13 protein-coding genes are annotated in these 18,443 nt (G+C 46.2%); 3 read left to right on the plus strand and 10 right to left on the minus strand.

The window, feature by feature from the left end:
- Positions 1-93: 93 nt before the first annotated feature.
- The 7 genes from O9X84_RS09010 to rppH all read right to left on the minus strand — a co-directional run bounded on the left by O9X84_RS09010 (position 94) and on the right by rppH (position 7,720).
- Positions 94-1,059, minus strand: a complete 966-nt coding sequence (locus tag O9X84_RS09010) for a sensor domain-containing diguanylate cyclase (protein ID WP_269519376.1) — start codon at positions 1,057-1,059, stop codon at positions 94-96.
- Positions 1,060-1,061: 2 nt separating this feature from the next.
- Positions 1,062-2,114 (minus strand): response regulator, encoded by a 1,053-nt coding sequence (locus O9X84_RS09015; RefSeq protein ID WP_269519377.1) that lies wholly within the window; start codon positions 2,112-2,114, stop codon positions 1,062-1,064.
- Positions 2,115-2,123: 9 nt separating this feature from the next.
- The gene (locus tag O9X84_RS09020; protein ID WP_269519378.1) at positions 2,124-2,957 is read right to left on the minus strand and encodes a thymidylate synthase; all 834 of its coding nucleotides are present in this window, start codon (positions 2,955-2,957) and stop codon (positions 2,124-2,126) included.
- A 5-nt stretch (positions 2,958-2,962) separates the two neighbouring features.
- Positions 2,963-3,775 carry a prolipoprotein diacylglyceryl transferase gene (gene lgt, locus O9X84_RS09025; protein WP_269519380.1) on the minus strand — a complete coding sequence of 271 codons (813 nt, stop codon included), beginning with the start codon at positions 3,773-3,775 and terminating at the stop codon, positions 2,963-2,965.
- 4 nt (positions 3,776-3,779) lie between these two features.
- Positions 3,780-4,586, minus strand: a complete 807-nt coding sequence (locus O9X84_RS09030) for a sulfite exporter TauE/SafE family protein (protein WP_269519381.1) — start codon at positions 4,584-4,586, stop codon at positions 3,780-3,782.
- Positions 4,587-4,825: 239 nt separating this feature from the next.
- Positions 4,826-7,117, minus strand: coding sequence for a phosphoenolpyruvate--protein phosphotransferase (gene ptsP / locus O9X84_RS09035; protein ID WP_269519418.1), 2,292 nt, complete (start codon positions 7,115-7,117; stop codon positions 4,826-4,828).
- A gap of 60 nt (positions 7,118-7,177) precedes the next feature.
- On the minus strand, positions 7,178-7,720 hold the full coding sequence (gene rppH / locus O9X84_RS09040; RefSeq protein WP_269519382.1) for an RNA pyrophosphohydrolase: 543 nt from the start codon (positions 7,718-7,720) through the stop codon (positions 7,178-7,180).
- Between the two features lie 114 nt (positions 7,721-7,834).
- On the opposite strand from rppH, the gene mutH reads away from it, so the two are divergent.
- On the plus strand, positions 7,835-8,512 hold the full coding sequence (gene mutH / locus O9X84_RS09045; RefSeq protein ID WP_269519383.1) for a DNA mismatch repair endonuclease MutH: 678 nt from the start codon (positions 7,835-7,837) through the stop codon (positions 8,510-8,512).
- A 44-nt stretch (positions 8,513-8,556) separates the two neighbouring features.
- On the opposite strand, the gene O9X84_RS09050 is transcribed toward mutH, so the two are convergent.
- Complete coding sequence (locus tag O9X84_RS09050; protein WP_269519384.1) at positions 8,557-9,639, minus strand: DNA mismatch repair protein; 1,083 nt, start codon at positions 9,637-9,639, stop codon at positions 8,557-8,559.
- Positions 9,640-9,714: 75 nt separating this feature from the next.
- Positions 9,715-11,220 (minus strand): CYTH domain-containing protein, encoded by a 1,506-nt coding sequence (locus O9X84_RS09055; protein ID WP_269519385.1) that lies wholly within the window; start codon positions 11,218-11,220, stop codon positions 9,715-9,717.
- A 450-nt stretch (positions 11,221-11,670) separates the two neighbouring features.
- On the opposite strand from O9X84_RS09055, the gene O9X84_RS09060 reads away from it, so the two are divergent.
- The gene (locus tag O9X84_RS09060) at positions 11,671-12,273 is read left to right on the plus strand and encodes a TIGR04211 family SH3 domain-containing protein (RefSeq protein ID WP_269519386.1); all 603 of its coding nucleotides are present in this window, start codon (positions 11,671-11,673) and stop codon (positions 12,271-12,273) included.
- A 95-nt stretch (positions 12,274-12,368) separates the two neighbouring features.
- On the opposite strand, the gene putA is transcribed toward O9X84_RS09060, so the two are convergent.
- Positions 12,369-16,166 (minus strand): bifunctional proline dehydrogenase/L-glutamate gamma-semialdehyde dehydrogenase PutA, encoded by a 3,798-nt coding sequence (gene putA / locus O9X84_RS09065; RefSeq protein WP_269519387.1) that lies wholly within the window; start codon positions 16,164-16,166, stop codon positions 12,369-12,371.
- A 522-nt stretch (positions 16,167-16,688) separates the two neighbouring features.
- On the opposite strand from putA, the gene O9X84_RS09070 reads away from it, so the two are divergent.
- A complete protein-coding gene (locus O9X84_RS09070; protein WP_269519388.1) occupies positions 16,689-18,308 on the plus strand; it encodes a methyl-accepting chemotaxis protein in 1,620 nt (539 codons plus the stop codon).
- The last annotated feature ends 135 nt before the right edge of the window (positions 18,309-18,443 follow it).

The raw sequence follows: 18,443 nt of genomic DNA on the forward strand, positions 1-18,443 counted from the left end.
ACGAGGCGATTACCGATACGAAAAATACTGACATTGCCGGTATAACCTATACCGTACAAGTTATGCTGTATCTGGCCTACGCTGTATTTTTAGCTATAACTCAACCTCATGGACGCAATACTGGTTACGCCCGCTTTCCTTGGCGCGATAAAGTGCTTGGTCGGCCAGCTCAAGCCATACCATAGGGCTTTTCACATTCTGCTCAAATTGTGCAAGGCCTAAGCTAACGGTGAACGTAATGGTTTGCCCATCGTGCTCCACTTCAAGACGCTCGGCTAGGGCTCGTATTCTCTCGGCAACATGCGTAGCACTTGCTAAGGTGGAGTCGGTGAGTATAACGGCAAATTCTTCGCCGCCGTAACGCCCTGCCAGGTCAGTTTCCCTTACGCAACGCTTGATAAGCGCGGCCAGCATCTTAATAACCTTATCACCCGCTTGATGACCATAGGTATCGTTGACCCGTTTGAAATGGTCGATATCCAACATCATTGCGGTACTGGGTTTGTTTCTGCGTTTAGACAGCTTATAAAGCTCTTCAAACCGCTCCTGCCAATAACGTCTGTTGTACAAACCGGTTAAACCATCTACCCGACTTGTAATTTTAAGCTCTTCGTTAAGCTTTGCCATACCTCGTTTACCAAGGGCCTGCTCTGTCACGTCGTAAACCAAAATACAGAACTTTTCTACACTGCCGTTATCGCCAACAAGGGGAAACATAGTGACGTTTTGATACATGTGCGACGCCGCACTCGTTACTGGCCTACTACACCCAAACTTAAATAAATACGGGCGCTGTTCCCAAATAATAAATACGGGGCTTTTGAGACTAAAAACCGGGTCTACTTTTGCCGTTAGCCACTGCTTATCTATTTCGGGAAAATGGTCAAATAATGAGGTGCCCAACAGCGACGATTCCCGTTTGCCGCTGTGGTTTGCCATAAATTTATTCCACACTTCAACGTCGAATTGCTTGTTGAGAATAACAATACCCACTTCAATAGAGTCTAGTAGTTCATCAACAACATTAGGCGTGGAAGAAAGAGTAACACTGCTATGCATCGCTATTGACGCTCCCTGTCGGTGTTCATTAATCGCGCATAAATTTGATTCATTGCATCACCGGGAAACAGCAATAATAAATCAAAAGAAATATCCTTGGCTTTTATGGCATAGCCAATTTCAACGGCCATGACTTTGCCCCATTGATGCACATTATCACTTAAAAGCGTAGACAGGCCCTGGTGCTGTCCTAACAATACGGGGTGAGTATGACTGAATGCCACTGCAAGCTGCTCTGACAGACCATTTAAACAGGCACCAATAAGAATATTAGACACATCCATGAGTGCCTCAAGTTCTAGGTTTTCAGATGACGCAGAGGGAGCGTACTTCAGTAATTCAACGATATTCTGCGATTTCGTGTCGTTAAATATTACCAAGGCTTCGCCACTTATTCCCTCGCTAACGAACCCTTTAGACACAGCAGAAACGCTATCGCTTCTGTTGATATCGGCAACAGCCATAGAGAGTTCGTTGCTCTCTATTAAGTTAACATTGGGAATAGGTAAATCGATAAACTCACCAAGCAGCTTGGCAAGGTCTTCACCTGCTCGTCCCATGGCAACGTTCACCATTTCGCGATAGGCGTCTAATTTCTCTTCTTCAGTAACTACCGCTTCGCTATTCGCTGTCGCACTTGCTTTCGCGATATTATTTTGGTCTGCGCGACCTGTGGCCAAGCTGTCGCCACTGTAAATACCGTAGGAGGTAAGAATGTGCATGAGCTTTGCGTTATCTATGGGCTTTCGAATAAAATCAATAGCGCCTAGAGCCAGCATTCGCTCTCGTGCTTTTTCTTGAACATCCCCTGACACCACAATAACTAAACAAGGCAGATCGTCTTTGCGAATAACTTCCATTGTTTCGTAGCCGTCCATCACCGGCATATTCAAATCTAAAAACAGCACATCGCCTTTCCCCTCTCGAATTTGGGTTAAGGCATCTTGTCCGTGCTCGGCAAACGACACCTCAACATCCCAGTTATCGGGAATACTGCGGGCCATCTGACGCCTTGCGAAACCGGAGTCGTCACAAATCAAAATGGGAGTACTCATTGTATCTCCTCAGATAGCGACGGGAGCTTTTATGTGCGGATGAGATTGATAGTTTTTAAGTTCAAAGTCTTCGTATTTGAATCCAAAAATATCCTTAACATCTGGATTGATTGCCATAGTCGGGCGTTCAAACGGTTCGCGGCTTAACTGCAATTCCACCTGCTCTAGGTGGTTTGAATAAAGGTGCGCATCGCCCAAGGTATGAATGAAATCACCAGGCTCTAGGTCACACACTTGTGCAATCATCATCGTTAGCAACGCATAGCTTGCAATGTTAAATGGCACACCAAGAAAGATATCTCCACTGCGCTGATACAGCTGACAGCTTAGCTTGCCATCAAGTACATAAAACTGAAACATGGTGTGACACGGCGGAAGTGCCTGTTTGCCCATTTCGGCATTTTCTTTTGGCGAATACTGCGTATCAGGCAGAGCGGCAGGGTTCCAGCCACTTACAATAAGACGTCTTGAGTCGGGATTATGTTTAATTTGCTCGACCACATCGGCAATTTGGTCGATAGACGTGCCATCGCCACACTCCCAGCTTCGCCATTGCTTGCCATATACTGGTCCAAGCTCGCCCTCGTCCGTGGCCCATTCATCCCATATGCGAACGCCGTTTTCCTTGAGGTAAGCAATATTGGTTTCGCCTTTAAGAAACCATAGCAATTCGTGGATGATAGACTTTAAGTGGCATTTTTTAGTTGTCACAAGAGGAAAGCCCTCTTGTAAATTAAAACGCATTTGGTAACCAAAAACGCTGAGCGTTCCCGTGCCTGTGCGGTCTTCCTTTTTCACACCCGTATCACGTACATGGCGCATGAGAGCGAGATATTCTTTCATCGTTTTTATATCTTCTTAGTTTTATCTGTATTCTTGACGCCCATATAAGCACGTACAATCAATCCTAATCCCAAAGCAATCATAGGTAAACACAGAAGTTGCCCTTGGCTTAGTCCCATCTGATAAAGGCCAATATGTGCGTCGGGTTCCCTGAAAAATTCAACGATAAAGCGGAAACTTCCGTAACCTAACAAGAACAAGCCGCTCACAGCGCCAACAGGTCGCTTCTTCGCTGAGAAAAGCCATAAAATAACAAACAGCAGTACCCCTTCAAGGGCGAATTCATAGAGTTGCGAAGGGTGGCGAGGCACATTGCCAGCGCTAGGGAAAATAACCGCCCACGGCACATCAGTAGTTCTTCCCCATAATTCGGCATTGAGAAAGTTTCCAATACGCCCGGCGCCAAGGCCAATCGGCACAAGTGGCGCTACAAAATCTCCCAGTTCCAAAAAGGTGGCTTTCATGCGCTTAGCCTGCCATGCGAGGGCAACTAATACACCGATGAGACCACCATGGAATGACATTCCACCTGCCCAAATTTTAAATAGGTAGAGAGGGTCGTCAAGGAACAGACCAAACTGATAGAAGAATACGTAGCCAATTCGCCCGCCAAGAATAACGCCGACAAAACTCCAAAACAGCAAGTCGCTTAGCTGATCTCTATTCCACGGCGTTTGCGATAAACGCTTTTGGGCCAGTAAAAATGCGGCAATAAATCCAACGAGATACATTAACCCGTACCAGCGTACGCTTAATGGTCCCAAGCTAAAAATAATGGGGTCGATACTGGGGAAAACCAGATAACTGCTCTGTTCCATTTTATTATTCAATTCCTAAAATCATTCTAATACTTACCAGCACTAGCAGGCAGGCTAGCATGGCTTTTAACACACGAACATTCACTTTTTGGCCGAGTTTAGCACCGATGTTCGCGGTAATCATCGACGTTGTTACAATTCCTACCATTGCGGGCAAATATACGTACCCTAAGCTGTATTGAGGTACATCGGGCGCATTCCATCCGGTAATGACGAAACTTGCGGTTCCAAACAAGGCAATAACCAGCCCGCAAAGTGCTGCACAGCCAATAGCTGAACGTACGTTTACCCTAAACCACACCAAAGCGGGTACAAGTAAAGCACCTCCTCCAATACCCATTAAGGCGCTTACCAATCCGGTTCCGCTGCCCACTGCAGCAAGAGAAAAACGAGTAGCGGTATTATCAGACGTCTTCTGTTTGCCGAAGATCATTTGCGCCGCAATCAGTATCACAAGTACCGCAAAGATGTCTTTTAGCAACTCACCAGATATACGGCTGGCTATCTGCGCGCCTAATATGGCCCCAACGGCAATACCAATGCCGGTGAACAATACGATGTTTTTTTCAATGTTACCTAACCGATAGTGTGCAAATGCAGATGACATACTGGTAAATATAATGGTGGAGAGCGATGTGGCAATTGCCACCGGCATCACCGTCTCTGTCGTCATTCCCAGAGTATGCACCAGTAAATAAGACAACACAGGTACAATGATTAAGCCGCCACCAATCCCCAACATACCCGCTAGCAAGCCCACTATCGCCCCCAATAGTACGCAGCAAACTATGATGATAACGACGGGTTCCATTCAGTGTCCTTTAAATTTTTGACGTTGATGAGAGTAGCACAATTGCGCCCCTCGAGCAGGTAAGCCAAAGCCCAATGCCGTGACTTCATAGAAAACGATTTTATTATTGCAGTGCTGTTTTACCTAAGTAGCTGACTATCACAAGACATAGCTTTAGAAACACTCGCTGTAGGCATGTTAGTGACAAGCATCTTAGCTTCAGGTTTCATAAGGCACAGATTTCAAAAGCTAAAGGCCTGCTAGGCGCCAGCACGAATGAGCCCAGCCAGTTCTTTTGTTTCTAGGTATTCATTAATGTGCGTGAATACCTCTTGCTGCGAGGACGACGTTAACGCGAGAGAAAGCAGCTGCTTACACTCTGATAGCGTTACTTTTCGCAACAGCCAATTGATTTTACGTAAATTAAACCCGTTCATACTTAAACGGCGGTACCCCATTCCCATCAGTAAAAGAGCGCCCGCTGGCTCACCGGCAATTTCTCCGCAAATAGTGACGGGCGTTTGACTGGCGTTAGCCTTTTGCACTATATCGTAAAGCGCACCAAGCACCGATGGGTGATAGCTATTATATAAGCTTGCTACCCGGGTGTTATTTCTATCAACTGCCAACAAGTATTGAGTAAGATCGTTACTTCCCACTGAGAAAAAGTCGACGTACTTAGCCAGCTGCGGCAACTGATAAAGCACCGACGGCACTTCTAGCATAATGCCCAACTTGGGCCGACTGATCACGTTGTCAGTGCCTGAGGATTCGTCAGATACTTCTAGAAACGCTTGGTTGATTAACCGCTTTGCTTCGACAACTTCCGATACCGTTGAGATCATCGGCAGCATAATTTGCAAATTATTGAGCCCGATGTTGGCGCGCAACATGGCACGTATTTGGACCAGAAAGATCTCTGGGTGATCAAGAGTAAGGCGAATGCCCCTCCAACCCAGAAACGGATTTTCTTCGTTAATGGGAAAGTATGGCAACGGTTTATCGCCACCCACATCAAGGGTACGCATGGTGATAGGTAGTTCAGGCGCGGCTTCGAGTATTTGTCGGTATAAGGTAACTTGCTCTTGTTCTGACGGAAAGCGCTCGCGAAGCATAAAAGGAATTTCAGTACGGTAAAGCCCTACGCCGGCGCCTATCTGCCCAGCATCAAGTTCAACCTCTGCAGACAACCCTGCATTAATATACAAAGACATTCTGCAGCCATCGAGACTCTCACACGGTTTATCGGCTTCTGCTTCAATTTTCTCTGTTATTGCTGACTCTTCTTCTATCAGCTGAATAAAGTCAGTTTTTACCGTTCGGTTTGGCGATATTATGACTTCACCAGAGTAGCCATCGAGCAGTATCTCTTTATCTTCAAGCAGCGCTGGCGATACGCTCTGACACCCCATTACCGCCGGTACGCCCATGGCTCTGGCTAAAATAGCGGCATGGGAATTATTCGAACCGCGAACAGAAATAATGCCCTGTAATTTATCTCGGGGGCACTCGGCAAGCATGGTGGCTGACACTTCGTCTGCCACTAAAATGCATGGCCCAGCGACCGCTTTTTCCGATATTTTGTGACCACTTTGTTCCTGAAGAATGTTAACCAAAATTCGGTCAGATAAATCAATAATATCAATGGCCCGTTCCTGCATGTACGGGTCTTCCATCGCGCGAAAACGGGCAGCATAATCTTCCACCACTATTTTTAGTGAAGAGGCAGCATCCCAGCCTTGGCGGATTTTCTCTTCAACTTCGCGGCCCAAACTGTTGGCATCTAAAAGATGATGGTAAAGCTGAAAAATAGATTTAACGTCTTCAGGTAACCCGTCGTCTAAACGCTCTGAAAGCGTATTGACATGTCCACGGGTTACTTCAACGCCTTTGCGATACAGGGCTATTTGTTCGGCGGGTGAACCGGTTTGCTTTACTACCCAGTTCTTTAAATTAATTGATTTGTCGGGAGAAAAGCCCGTGCCGATAGCAAGCCCAGGCGACCCTGCTATACCGCGCACATTCTTTTGCTGAGCAATATTACCGGCTGTATGGGATAAGGTGAGTGCGCCTCGAATATCTGCATTGGTGATTTCAAGAGCAAGCTGAGCCGCTAGGGTAACTAAGAATGCTTCTTCGTCTTCGCTAAAGCGTCGCAGATCAGTTTGCTGCAGGGTAATAACCCCAAGCACTCTGCGTTGATTAGTAATTGGTGTACCAAGAAACGCATTGTAATTGTCTTCTTTAACTTCGGGATAGTGCTTGAAGCGGGGGTGGTGCTGCGCATTGGCGATGTTAAGGGGTTCTTCACGCTGTCCCACTAGGCCAATTAGGCCTTCGGTAAAACCAATGCGAACGTTTTCCACTGCGTCTGGATGTAAGCCATCGGTGGCTTTGAGAACGAAGGTTTTCGCTTCGTTGTCGGCTAGATAGATAGAACAGGAGTCGACATTTAATGTCTGCTTTACCCTGGATGCAAGTCGAAACAACGCAGTATCAAGTGCGGAAATTTGATTCATTTCCTGCACGATACGCTTGAGCGTGGTTAGCATTGCACCTGAGTTACTAGAGGTATTCACCGGTTACTCCTGTTTGTGTATCCACGCCTTTGCTTATCCACGCCTTCGTTTCTTGCCGCGTTTAGCGGAAACGTTACCCTGACGCTGGGGAACGCGCTGCTGTGCAGACATAACAACCGGAGAAAACTCCTTCATTACCCTACGATAAACATCACGCTTAAACGACACAACGTTTCTTATGGGGTACCAATAACTTACCCACCTCCAGTCATCAAATTCTGGATGGCCTGTTTTTAATACATTTACATCACGATCATGACAATCGAGTTGCAGTAAAAACCACTTTTGTTTTTGTCCTATACAAACAGGATTGCTACCTTGTCGAATTAATCGCTTTGGCAGCTTATATCTAAGCCAATTACGGGTAACACTTAAAATAGTTACGTCTTTAGACGTCAACCCTACTTCTTCGTGCAACTCGCGGAACATGGCTTGCTCGGCAGTTTCCCCTTCATCAATTCCGCCTTGAGGGAACTGCCATGAATGTTGGCCATAACGTCTTGCCCAAAATATTTGACCCATTTTGTTGCAAATCACTATACCCACATTCGCACGGAATCCATCGGCATCTATCACATAGACTCCCGGGTACGCAATACTGGTAATATGTTTTCATTCTTCCACAAACTATGCTCCAATCATAGTGTTAATATTCAATGACTCAGCTCAGCGAAGGAATTTTTGATAACAATGCTGCCTCCTAAGTCGCCGCCTAACACTCCCGACGAATTACTCACGCGATGCCATGCAATAGCGGGGCTAACCTTAGGTGAGCTTGCCCATATGGCAAATGTCGCTATTCCAGCCAACCTGCAGCGCCATAAAGGCTGGCCCGGAATGCTGATAGAGAAGTGGTTAGGGGCAAGTGCAGGCTCAAAACCACAGCAGGATTTCCCAGAGCTTGGCATTGAGCTAAAAACCATTCCCATTGATGCCGCCTTTGCGCCTCTTGAAACCACGTACGTGTGCTTTGCTCCTTTGCTAATGCAGCCGGGCATCACGTGGGAAACCTGTAATGTGCGCAACAAATTGCAGCAAGTTTTGTGGCTTCCTATTGAGGGAGACAGACGAATCCCCCTTGCAGAAAGACGGGTCGCCACAGGGTTTTATTGGCGACCTAGCGAAAAAGAAGACGAGTTACTTAGGCAAGACTGGGAAGAATTAACAGAAAAAATAGTCACCGGGCATGTGGAATCGATAACGTCAAAGCAAGGCACGGCACTGCATATACGCCCAAAAGCAGCAAATGGTAGCGTACTCACCGAGGCCAGAGGAGTAGAGGGAGAGAAAATAAAAACTCGACCACGGGGGTTTTATTTACGCAAAACCTTCACCCACCACATTCTTGCTTCGGCGTTTGGGTACTAGAAGGCCGATTTACGCCATGAGTAGGGCGACGCCTACAGCGAAACTTATAGTACGCTGCCGTTTTTGGTTAAATGTTTAACTAAGTAATCGCTTAAGAATTTTTCTGAATTCAAACCTAAACGTTTCGCTATCGCTGCTACCTTAGTGTCGGTTCGCAATAGTACCTTCTTGGCGTACTCTAAGCGAAAATGGTAAATAAACCGTCGAAAGCTTTTTTTATCAGACACCCGTAATGAAATTGCGAGGGTCGTTGCATCTAGCTCGGCCTCGTCACAAAAATCAGCAATAGTGAGCCCTCTTATCTTGTAGGCTTTACTGTCGATAGTATGACGCTCGGCTTTGGAAATAATGCTGCTTATTTCGTAAGGCGTTGCCTTTCCCTCGTCTAAACGATCATGATCAAAAGGAGATGGTGAAGTATTTTGAGTAAACAGTAACGACGTCAAAACCGATAGCAGTGCCGCTCCCAACATGAGATGGTAATAACTCTCCCACGCCGCAAGCTGAAAAAAGCCAAAAGTGGCTGCAGTTACCAGTAAAATACTCATAAACGCAATGCCCACCGTAATGCCCATCACGCTGGCAAGACCTGTTACTTTAAATTCACGAATATCTACCGCTTGCTCAGGGAGATGTCGGTGATAGGTTTGCATATGTTCAGTAATCAATATCCCAATTAACAACACGCTAAAGCCTGCGACTAATGGTGCTGCATAGGCTGGCCACAATACTAGCGGGTCGCCAATAGGTGATGCCAGCAACCACGTTTGTTTTTCAGCTGCGGGGATGAGTAGAGCCGTTATTTGAAGTAGTGCAGTGAAACCCGCAGGCAGCCACAATCGTTTTTTCGCAGAGGGGCGAAGATATAGCAATGGCTTTATGGCGCGGTAGCAACACGTAATACCAATAACGGCGAAGATATCAGATAAACCATAAAGCACAGCAAGCTCGTTGAGCCCGCTCATCCTCAACCATTCATCGTTCATAAACAGCGGCCAGCATAGTAGTGCAGCCAATACCCATCCTGCGCCGCTATCACGCTTTTGTTGGCGGACAAAAAAACCAAGGCTTAATAGGTAAATCACCAGCAGCATAAGCACGCAATAATCTTGAATCGAAAAAATCACCACTATCACCTGTCCGTGTGAATCAAAGGAAAAAAGATCTGTGGATTACCCACAGAGCGCTTACTAATGCACACATTACCAATATACATCTCGCTGCATTGCTACTTTTCGCGTACGCTCCATAATGATGATAAGCGTTGTCAACTTTTGCGCCGTCCATTTGCGCAACTCATCCTGAGACTCAACCTCGGCATCATCGATAGACTTGTGCAACATTAATAGCGCATTTAACTCGTCAATCCCGGTAAGCAAATCTAGCCAAGGCGCTCTGAAATTACCGCGCTCTTCAACAAATAAATCACCAAGTAAAAAACCACTCCACAGGGTTTGACGAAGCAGGACTTCCACCGCGGAATAATTGGCCGGCCCCATGGTTTTATTTAGCGGCATGCTTTGCTGAACCGTTTGCCATCCTTGGGACAACCAACCTTTTGCGTGGTCTAGCACCTTGTGGTCGTACCCGGTTGAACGCCCCTGCCAAGGCTTTTGCTGTACCAAGCGAATAGCTTCAATTTTGATATCAGTAGCATCGTTATCGAAAAACAGCTGCTTGGGTTCATGAGCATGCATTAAGCCTGTTTTTCGACCTTGTAAATAACTCACAATGGCAGGATGCTTCCCCAAGGTTTTACTGAACATGCTTTTTTTAGACAACAAATAACGCAGGCTTTGCAGGTCATCCTGCCAGCTCCATTGTTGTGCATAAGCAATGAGCTTTTTGTGCAGGGCTAGCAGTTCAGGGCATTGCAATATTGGCAAATACAGCGATACGCTTTGCAATAATAGGTGAATGCTTTTCGCTACCTCAGCCAGCATCTTAATCGAGCCGCTTTCGCAAAACACATGTTCGTGATGTTGCCAATGTGATAGGGCTATTTGCACAGCAAGACAGAAGGCGTCTTCGGTGGAAGTTGCATCTTCTAGCGCAAGAAAATCGGGTAATGGTCGAATTTTCGCATTGAAGCCATGCAGCAACTGATATCCCTGAGCGGCCTTAGACACATCGCTTAGCCGCACTTCCATATTACTGTTTATCAATAGCGCTAGCGTGAAAAGGCTGTCCACGTCACCATCGATTAATTCCAACTCTATTTCATTAATGGGAGAGCTGTTCTTATCGGTAATGGCTTCGCCGCAATCGAGCACAATCTCTACCCTACTGCCATCAACCTCGACGTCATAGGCATGACGAGTGAAGTGCGTACTAAACTGACGTGTCAGACTGGCACTTTTGCTATCAACATCCCAGTTTTGAGGCCACACCGAGGCATCGAACAAGCTTAAATCTGGTGTAGGATTTTGCAAATCCACATTATATTCTGAACGAGTATGGAGACCGCCGCTGACTACGCCGTTGGTTTTTAAGGTTTGTTCATAGCGACCGTTATTTCCTCGTACGCGGAATCCCATTTTCTTTTGCTGAAAATCAAATTTTTCTGTGTCGTAATAGTCGTTTTCCAGTCGCATCTCTTTGTGTGAGATTACCGTAACCTGATGTTTATCAAAAAGCGGGAGTACACGCTCAGAAAACCGGTGTTGTGCATGTGCACCGGTCACAAATTTCAATTCTATTTCGGACATTGTTCTTTTTCGGTCATGATTTTATATCGGTAACGGCTCTTGTTCGGACATTTGGGTTCTCCGCTATCATTTGTCTTACTTTAAAAATAGTTACGCTGTAGGGAAAACACAATGCGTTTGAGAATACAGGTATGCTGGCGCATTTGAAGTTACCACACCTTACCCTTGTCACATCTTTTTGGCAATATTTGCAGGCGGTATTCATATCGCTGCTACATATCGCTACTACATATCTCTACTATGATAAACCGATGCCAACATAAGCCTTGGTAAAGTCGCATGTTACCAATCATTTTCAAATGCACTAGCACTATGATGAGTTTAGGTCATACACAACCATTAGCTTAGTGTAAAAATACAAGTATTCGTCACTCAATGCAGGAACAAACTTGCCTTTATGTCAGTCAACCAATACCATCTTTAAGATTTAAACGAGTAATTGGACTTCATATGATTCGAAAGTGGTTAGCCGTAGCCCTATTCACATGTACTTTTCAAGCCCTAGCGCTGCAAGACATGCCTGAATTGGAAGCATCATCATCTCACTACATCAAAGATGATTTGTTCATTTTTATGCATACGGGACCGGGTAGAAATTACCGCATTCTGGGCTCTATAGAGGCAGGAACGCCAATAGCAGTAGTATCAACAGATAGCGATGCTGAATTTACCCAAATCACCGATGACGATGGTCGCGAGGGATGGGTAGAAAGTAAGTTCGTATCAAATACGATGTCACGAGCAGAAAAACTTCCTATCATCAGCGAGCAATTGGCTGAGAACCAGGCTGAGCTGCAAGCATCTCAATCGGATAATGCACGTCTTCGCCAGCAGTTAAACGATGCTCGCCAGCAAATATCTCAACTCTCTACCGAAAATGAAGCTCAGGCCAGTGAAATTGTTGGCTTGGCCAACAAGGTAGAAAGTGCCAACAAAGATGAGTTGGTCATGTGGTTTACACGAGGCGGATTTGTTGCCGGCGGTGGTATATTGTTAGGCGTCCTGCTGACCTACATCCCCAAAAGAAAGCGTCGCAGCAGTGAATGGATGTAATTATTAAATATCACTGTTTTTGACATAAAAAAGCCAGCTTACGCTGGCTTTTTTGTCTCTTCACTATGTTCACATAGCGTGCTGTAAATTAATGACTACTCGTCATCTTCTACCATGGTCATTAACGACGTATTACCGCCTGATGCTGTAGTATCAATACTCACGGCTTTTTCCGTTACTAAGCGCTGGATAAGGTTATCGTTATACTCTGCACTGATCACCGGTAGTATTGCGCCCTCTCGTGAAGAAAGCATTGCGGTGATACGCGCTGTGCGCTCTGTGCTTGAGTCAACAACCACGCCCGATAAGTCTTCGTCCATCAGTAGCGTGTCTAAGTGTGCAAGACGCGCTACTTGGAAAAGCCCTTTAGGAGCACCCGTTGCTTCAAACTTATTCTGAATCTCTACCGCTTCTTCATAGAAGATTTTTGACACCACAGACACAACAGGGTTACCCGTTGATAATGCCGTTACGATAGACAATAACCAGTACTCAAATGTCACTTCTTTATCGGCGAAACAGACAAGAATTCCTCGTGGCTCAAGATACAGCCTGTTGGACTCACCTGTTGGCCCCGGTAACTCCTGCGGCTTAGCTAACTTGCGTTCAATACTGGTTAACTGCTGACGTGCTGTTGCTAACGTTCTGTTCAAATCGTCAGCTAAGTCATCAACAATATCTACTTTAGCAATTTTGGCTAACAGCTGGCGAACCATAGAAATACGGTCGTTTAGTGCAGTATGTCGCCACTGAATTTCAACCGCTTTCGCTTTGTCCATCATCACGTGAGCACGTTCTGCAATTTGCTCATCGCCCACAAGTGCCTCATCGGTACCGTCTACATCGTCGATGTGTGATGGTTTAGGTGTTGCTCGCTCCATCAATAAGCGCGGCAAGTAGTTAGGTCCACCTGCTTTTGGCCCCGTACCTGACAGACCGCGCCCACCGAAAGGCTGCACGCCAACAATGGCGCCAATCATATTGCGGTTAATATAGACATTACCCGCACGGCTCTTCGCAGCGAGTTCATGGGCACGCTCTTCAATACGCGAATGAATACCCATAGTGAGTCCATAGCCAGTGCCGTTGACTTGCTCTAGTACGTTATCTAAGTTTTTAGACTTGAAGCGCACCATATGCACCACAGGCCCGAATACTTCTTTTTCGAGCACATCGATATTGTCAATTTCGTAAAGCGTTGGCGCGAAATACGTTCCGTTCTCAAGGCCTGCTGGAATGTCATTGCGATACAGTATTTTAGCTTTGCCTTCCATAAACGATGCATGGTCAGTAAGGCTTTTCAGCGCTTTCTCGTCAATGACGGGTCCAACATCGGTAGATAACTGAGAAGGCTCGCCTACGGTAAGCTCTTTCATTGCGCCTACCAACATTTCAGTTAGTTCATCAGCAATATCTTCTTGTACAAAGAGTACGCGAAGTGCTGAACAGCGCTGGCCTGCACTTTGGAAGCCTGAATGAATCACATCGTCAACCACTTGCTCTGGCAATGCAGTTGAATCCACAATCATACAGTTTTGACCGCCGGTTTCGGCAATCAGCGGCACCTGCTCACCACCACGTTCGGCGAGCATTTGCGAAATTAACGTACCGGTTTGAGTAGACCCGGTAAACATTACCGCTTTCACTCGCTCATCAGGAAGCAGGGTATCGCCCACTTCTTTTCCAGGTGAAATGATAAGTTTAAGAGCATCTTCAGGAAGTCCTACAGAATGCATAATATCGACAGCACGCTGAGCAACCATACTGGTTTGCTCGGCCGGCTTAGCAATCACCGTGTTACCGGTTACCAATGCAGCAGCAACCTGGCCTAAGAAGATGGCCAGAGGGAAGTTCCACGGGCTAATACACAGCACAACACCGCGAGGCACTAAACGCTGATCTTCAGCAAGCTCTCTGCCTCTTACTGCGTAGTAGCGGCAAAAATCTACTGCTTCCCGTACTTCATCAATACTGTCTTGGGCAACCTTGCCCGCTTCGCGCATACAAATAGCGATGAGCTCCGCCATATGACGCTCTAGGGCATCGGCAGTTCTATCCAATATTTCTGCACGTTCGCTAACGTCTTTTTTCGACCATGCATCAAACCCAGCGGTGGTGGCATCAAGGGCTTTAACCATGTCGTCAGGCTTAGCGTAATAGTGATAGCCCACAATATCGTTTTTATCTGCTGGACTTACTACCGCTGTGGCGCCCTCAGGCACACCGTCAGTTACTTTGTAATAATCTTTCCAGCGCTCTAACTCATGCTTAAGTGCGGTGACGGCGTTGGTATCTGTTAAATCCAAACCACGCGAGTTGTCGCGCTCTGGGGCGTATAGACCACGAGGCGTTTTGATGAGTTTGTTGTAGCGCACTTTTAATCGCTGTGTTTTTTCAACCGGGTCTTCTAACAGCGTTTCCACCGGTTTTTCATCGTCGACAATGGCATTTACAAAGGATGAATTAGCGCCGTTTTCTAGAAGTCTGCGCACGAGGTATGCCAACAAGTCTTCATGCTCACCAACGGGGGCATAAACACGACACTGTATTTTATCTTCTTTCACAACTTGGTCGTACAAGGTATCACCCATGCCATGAAGACACTGGAATTCAAACCCTTCTTTGTCGTCCCCTGCCAGTTCTATAATCACAGACGCAGTGTAGGCGTTGTGCGTTGCAAACTGAGGGTACAAGGTTTCGCGATACTCTAGTAGGCGGTTGGCACAGGCATGATAAGACACGTCTGTTGATGACTTACGTGTAAACACAGGGAACTCTTCTAAGCCCGCCTGCTGTGTCATTTTAATTTCTGTGTCCCAGTACGCGCCTTTTACTAAGCGCACCATTAATGGACGGCCCACTTCAAGGGTAAGCTCTCGCAAATGCTCAATCACGTGAATTGCGCGTTTTTGATAAGCCTGTACGGCCAAACCAAACCCTGTCCAGCCGTTTAAATCTTCATCGCGGAAGACAGTTTCAATGATATCCAAAGACAGTTCGAGGCGGTCTGCTTCTTCGGCATCTACAGTAAGGCCAATGTCGTGCTCTTTTGCCATTAAACACAATGCTTTCAAACGCGGAGGAATTTCTTCCATTGCACGTTCGCGGTGAGAAAATTCAAAGCGAGGGTGAATAGCAGATAACTTAACTGAAATGCCAGGTGAACGTTTAGGGCCCCTGCCCTTTGCGGCTTTTCCGATGACTTTTATTGCCTTGACATACGCGTCGTAATAGCCGTCTGAATCGCCCATTGTGCGGGCTGCTTCGCCAAGCATGTCGTATGAATATACATAGCCTTTCGTTTCTTTTTCTTTCGCTCTTTCTACTGCATCTTCGATGGTTTCGCCCATTACAAACTGACGACCCATTACGCGCATCGCAATGTTCATTGCGCGACGAATTACCGGCTCGCCTAAACGGCCTAGCGTTTTCTTCAATAAGCCGAACTGTTCGGTCTTACGCTTATCTGCGTAATTCACCATATTACCTGTGAACAATAATCCCCATGCAGACGCGTTAACAAAGAGAGAATCTGAATTCCCTAAATGGGGTGTCCACTGTCCTTTAGACAATTTGTCGCGAATAAGCTCATCTTGCGTATCTCTGTCTGGCACGCGCAGCAGCGCCTCGGCCAAACACATCAACACCACACCTTCTGAGGTGGAGAGCGAATATTCGTTTAACAGTGCATCTACACCTCCGTGCCCCTGCTGTTCGCGGCGGATTTGTAGCACCATTTTTCTTGCTCGTTCCCACGCCCTACTTCTCGCGCGAGGATTAACCTCTGCGATAGGTAGAATTTGGTCGACCGCTACCGACTCGCTGATGCGGTAGTAGTCTCTGATACGCTGGCGTAGTGGCGAAGTTGTATGAAGTGTATCGTTTATGAGCATTGCAACCCTTTCGTAGAAATAGCTGTAATAAGAAAAGCGTTTCCGCCGTAAAATATGACCTACGGTTACATGGAAAACGCGAGAAAACAAGTGAAGTCGATGCTTCACTTTTAAGCCTATATGGTGTTTAAACTTCACACTGGGTGATGAAGATCACGATGGCCACCAATTTCGGCGGATGATAGCACACAAAAAAGCGTTACAACGCACTGTTTACGCTAACGTTTATACAAACTATCGCAGCGTATTTCCCACTCTACGCCTTAGCTCAACAAGACCCACTATTAACGTTTCACTGTCAATTTAATTACAAATATTAATAGTCTCAAAAAAAGCGACTACACTTGCTTACAAGGGCTAGAGCATATTGATTTTTGCTTTTATATTTTTAGGGTAAATGACAGCACTTTAATCGTGAATAAGCCCTACAACTCTAGTGAGCGAATTCAAAGGGGCAGACGGGACGCCGTGAACAATGCGATAGCAAACACAAAAGAATAGTTTAAAAATGGTATAGGCATTATGTGGTTAAGAAACTTTAGTTTATTTCAGCGTCTTGGAATGATCGTTGCCCTGATTACACTTTTATTCATCGTTCTAACGAGCGTTATTTTAACGAAGCATTACGATGCACTAAAACAAAAATCCTACGGTGAGAATAAGCACTTGGTTGAGGTTGTGCATACTATGCTTAACACCTTTGCCGCGATGGAAGCCGATGAGACGGTAGCCAAAGAAAAAGCCCTTGCCGCTGTGAAGGGGCTAAGGTATGACAAAGGCAATTACTTCTGGATCCAAGACGCTACGCCCACCATGGTAATGCACCCGTTAAAGCCTCAATTGGACGGACGAGATCTTCGCACGTTTAAAGACGTTAACGGCAAATCATTTTTTGTTGATATGGCTAACAGTGTGAAAGCACAAGGCGATGGTTTTGTCGATTACGTTTGGCCTCTTCCTGGTGAGGATGCGCCCACTGAAAAAATATCCTACGTTAAAGAATTTAGGCCTTGGGGCTGGACGATTGGGTCGGGCATTTACCTTACACACTTAAATGAAGAATACGCCCATATGCGAAACCTCATGATCGTGTTTTGTATTGTGAGCGTGATTTTGGTGGTGGCCTTGGTGTACATCATAGGCGGTAGCATTGCCAAACCAGTACAGGAAATTACCGAGCGTATGAAAGACATCTCTCAAGGCGAGGGAGATTTAACCCGCATGCTGCCTGAGAGTGGTCAAGACGAAGTCACTCGCCTTGCTCGTTATTTTAATCAGTACACCGATAAAATGCGCCAGTCGCTAATTGGAATTCGCGACAATATTGCACTGCTTAATGAGCAAGCGGAGCTCGTGCAAAACTCCAGTGATAGCAGTAATCAACAAGCTCAAACGCAAAACGAAAATATGATGCAAGTGGCTGCTGCAATGGAAGAAATGACCACCCAAATTAACGATGTAAGCTCTAACACAGACTCCGCTGAAAAAAGCACGAGTAGCGCAAGAAGCAATGTGCAGCACGGCGCCTCGGTGGTGGAGAGTACCGTTGATGATATTCGCTCACTCACAGCAGATATTGAGAGCGTGTCTAGTGTAGTGACTGAACTTGCAGCCCAAACCGAGAACATTGGTGCGGTGCTTGACGTGATTAGAGGCATAGCAGATCAAACCAACTTATTGGCACTAAACGCTGCGATTGAAGCGGCGAGAGCCGGAGAGCAAGGCAGAGGCTTTGCGGTTGTGGCCGATGAAGTTCGTACGCTCGCGAGCAGAACAGGGCAAAGTACTGATGAAATTCAAACCATGATTGAGAAACTGCAGCAACATGCGAAAAGTGCAGTAAACGCCGTGACTGTTAGCCAGTCAGCTTCATCAAAAACCGTTGAACGAGCCACACAAGCCAATCAAAGTTTACAAGAAGCAGACCGATTGATGACAGATATAGCTGATATGAGTAGTGAGATTGCTCGTGCCACAGAGCAACAAGCCGAAGCGGCTAACGAAGCCAATATGAGAATCAATGCGTTATCGGGCGCGGCCGATAGTAGCCTGCGCACTGCCGATGAATTAGCCGCATCGAGTCAATCTTTGCGTGCTAGCTGCTTGGCAATCATGGAAATAGCCAATCGATTTAAACTGTAATTTTTGCTTTTCGATAACATAAAGCCTACCTAAATCGCACAGTTGATATACGCACTTATATATGGAACTGTTTTGGGTAGTGCTTTACACTGGCTAAACGAGGCTTTTTCTTAGTCAGCGTAGTGTTATCAAGGA

This window comes from Alteromonas sp. BMJM2, from assembly GCF_027257845.1.
GTDB lineage: Bacteria > Pseudomonadota > Gammaproteobacteria > Enterobacterales > Alteromonadaceae > Alteromonas.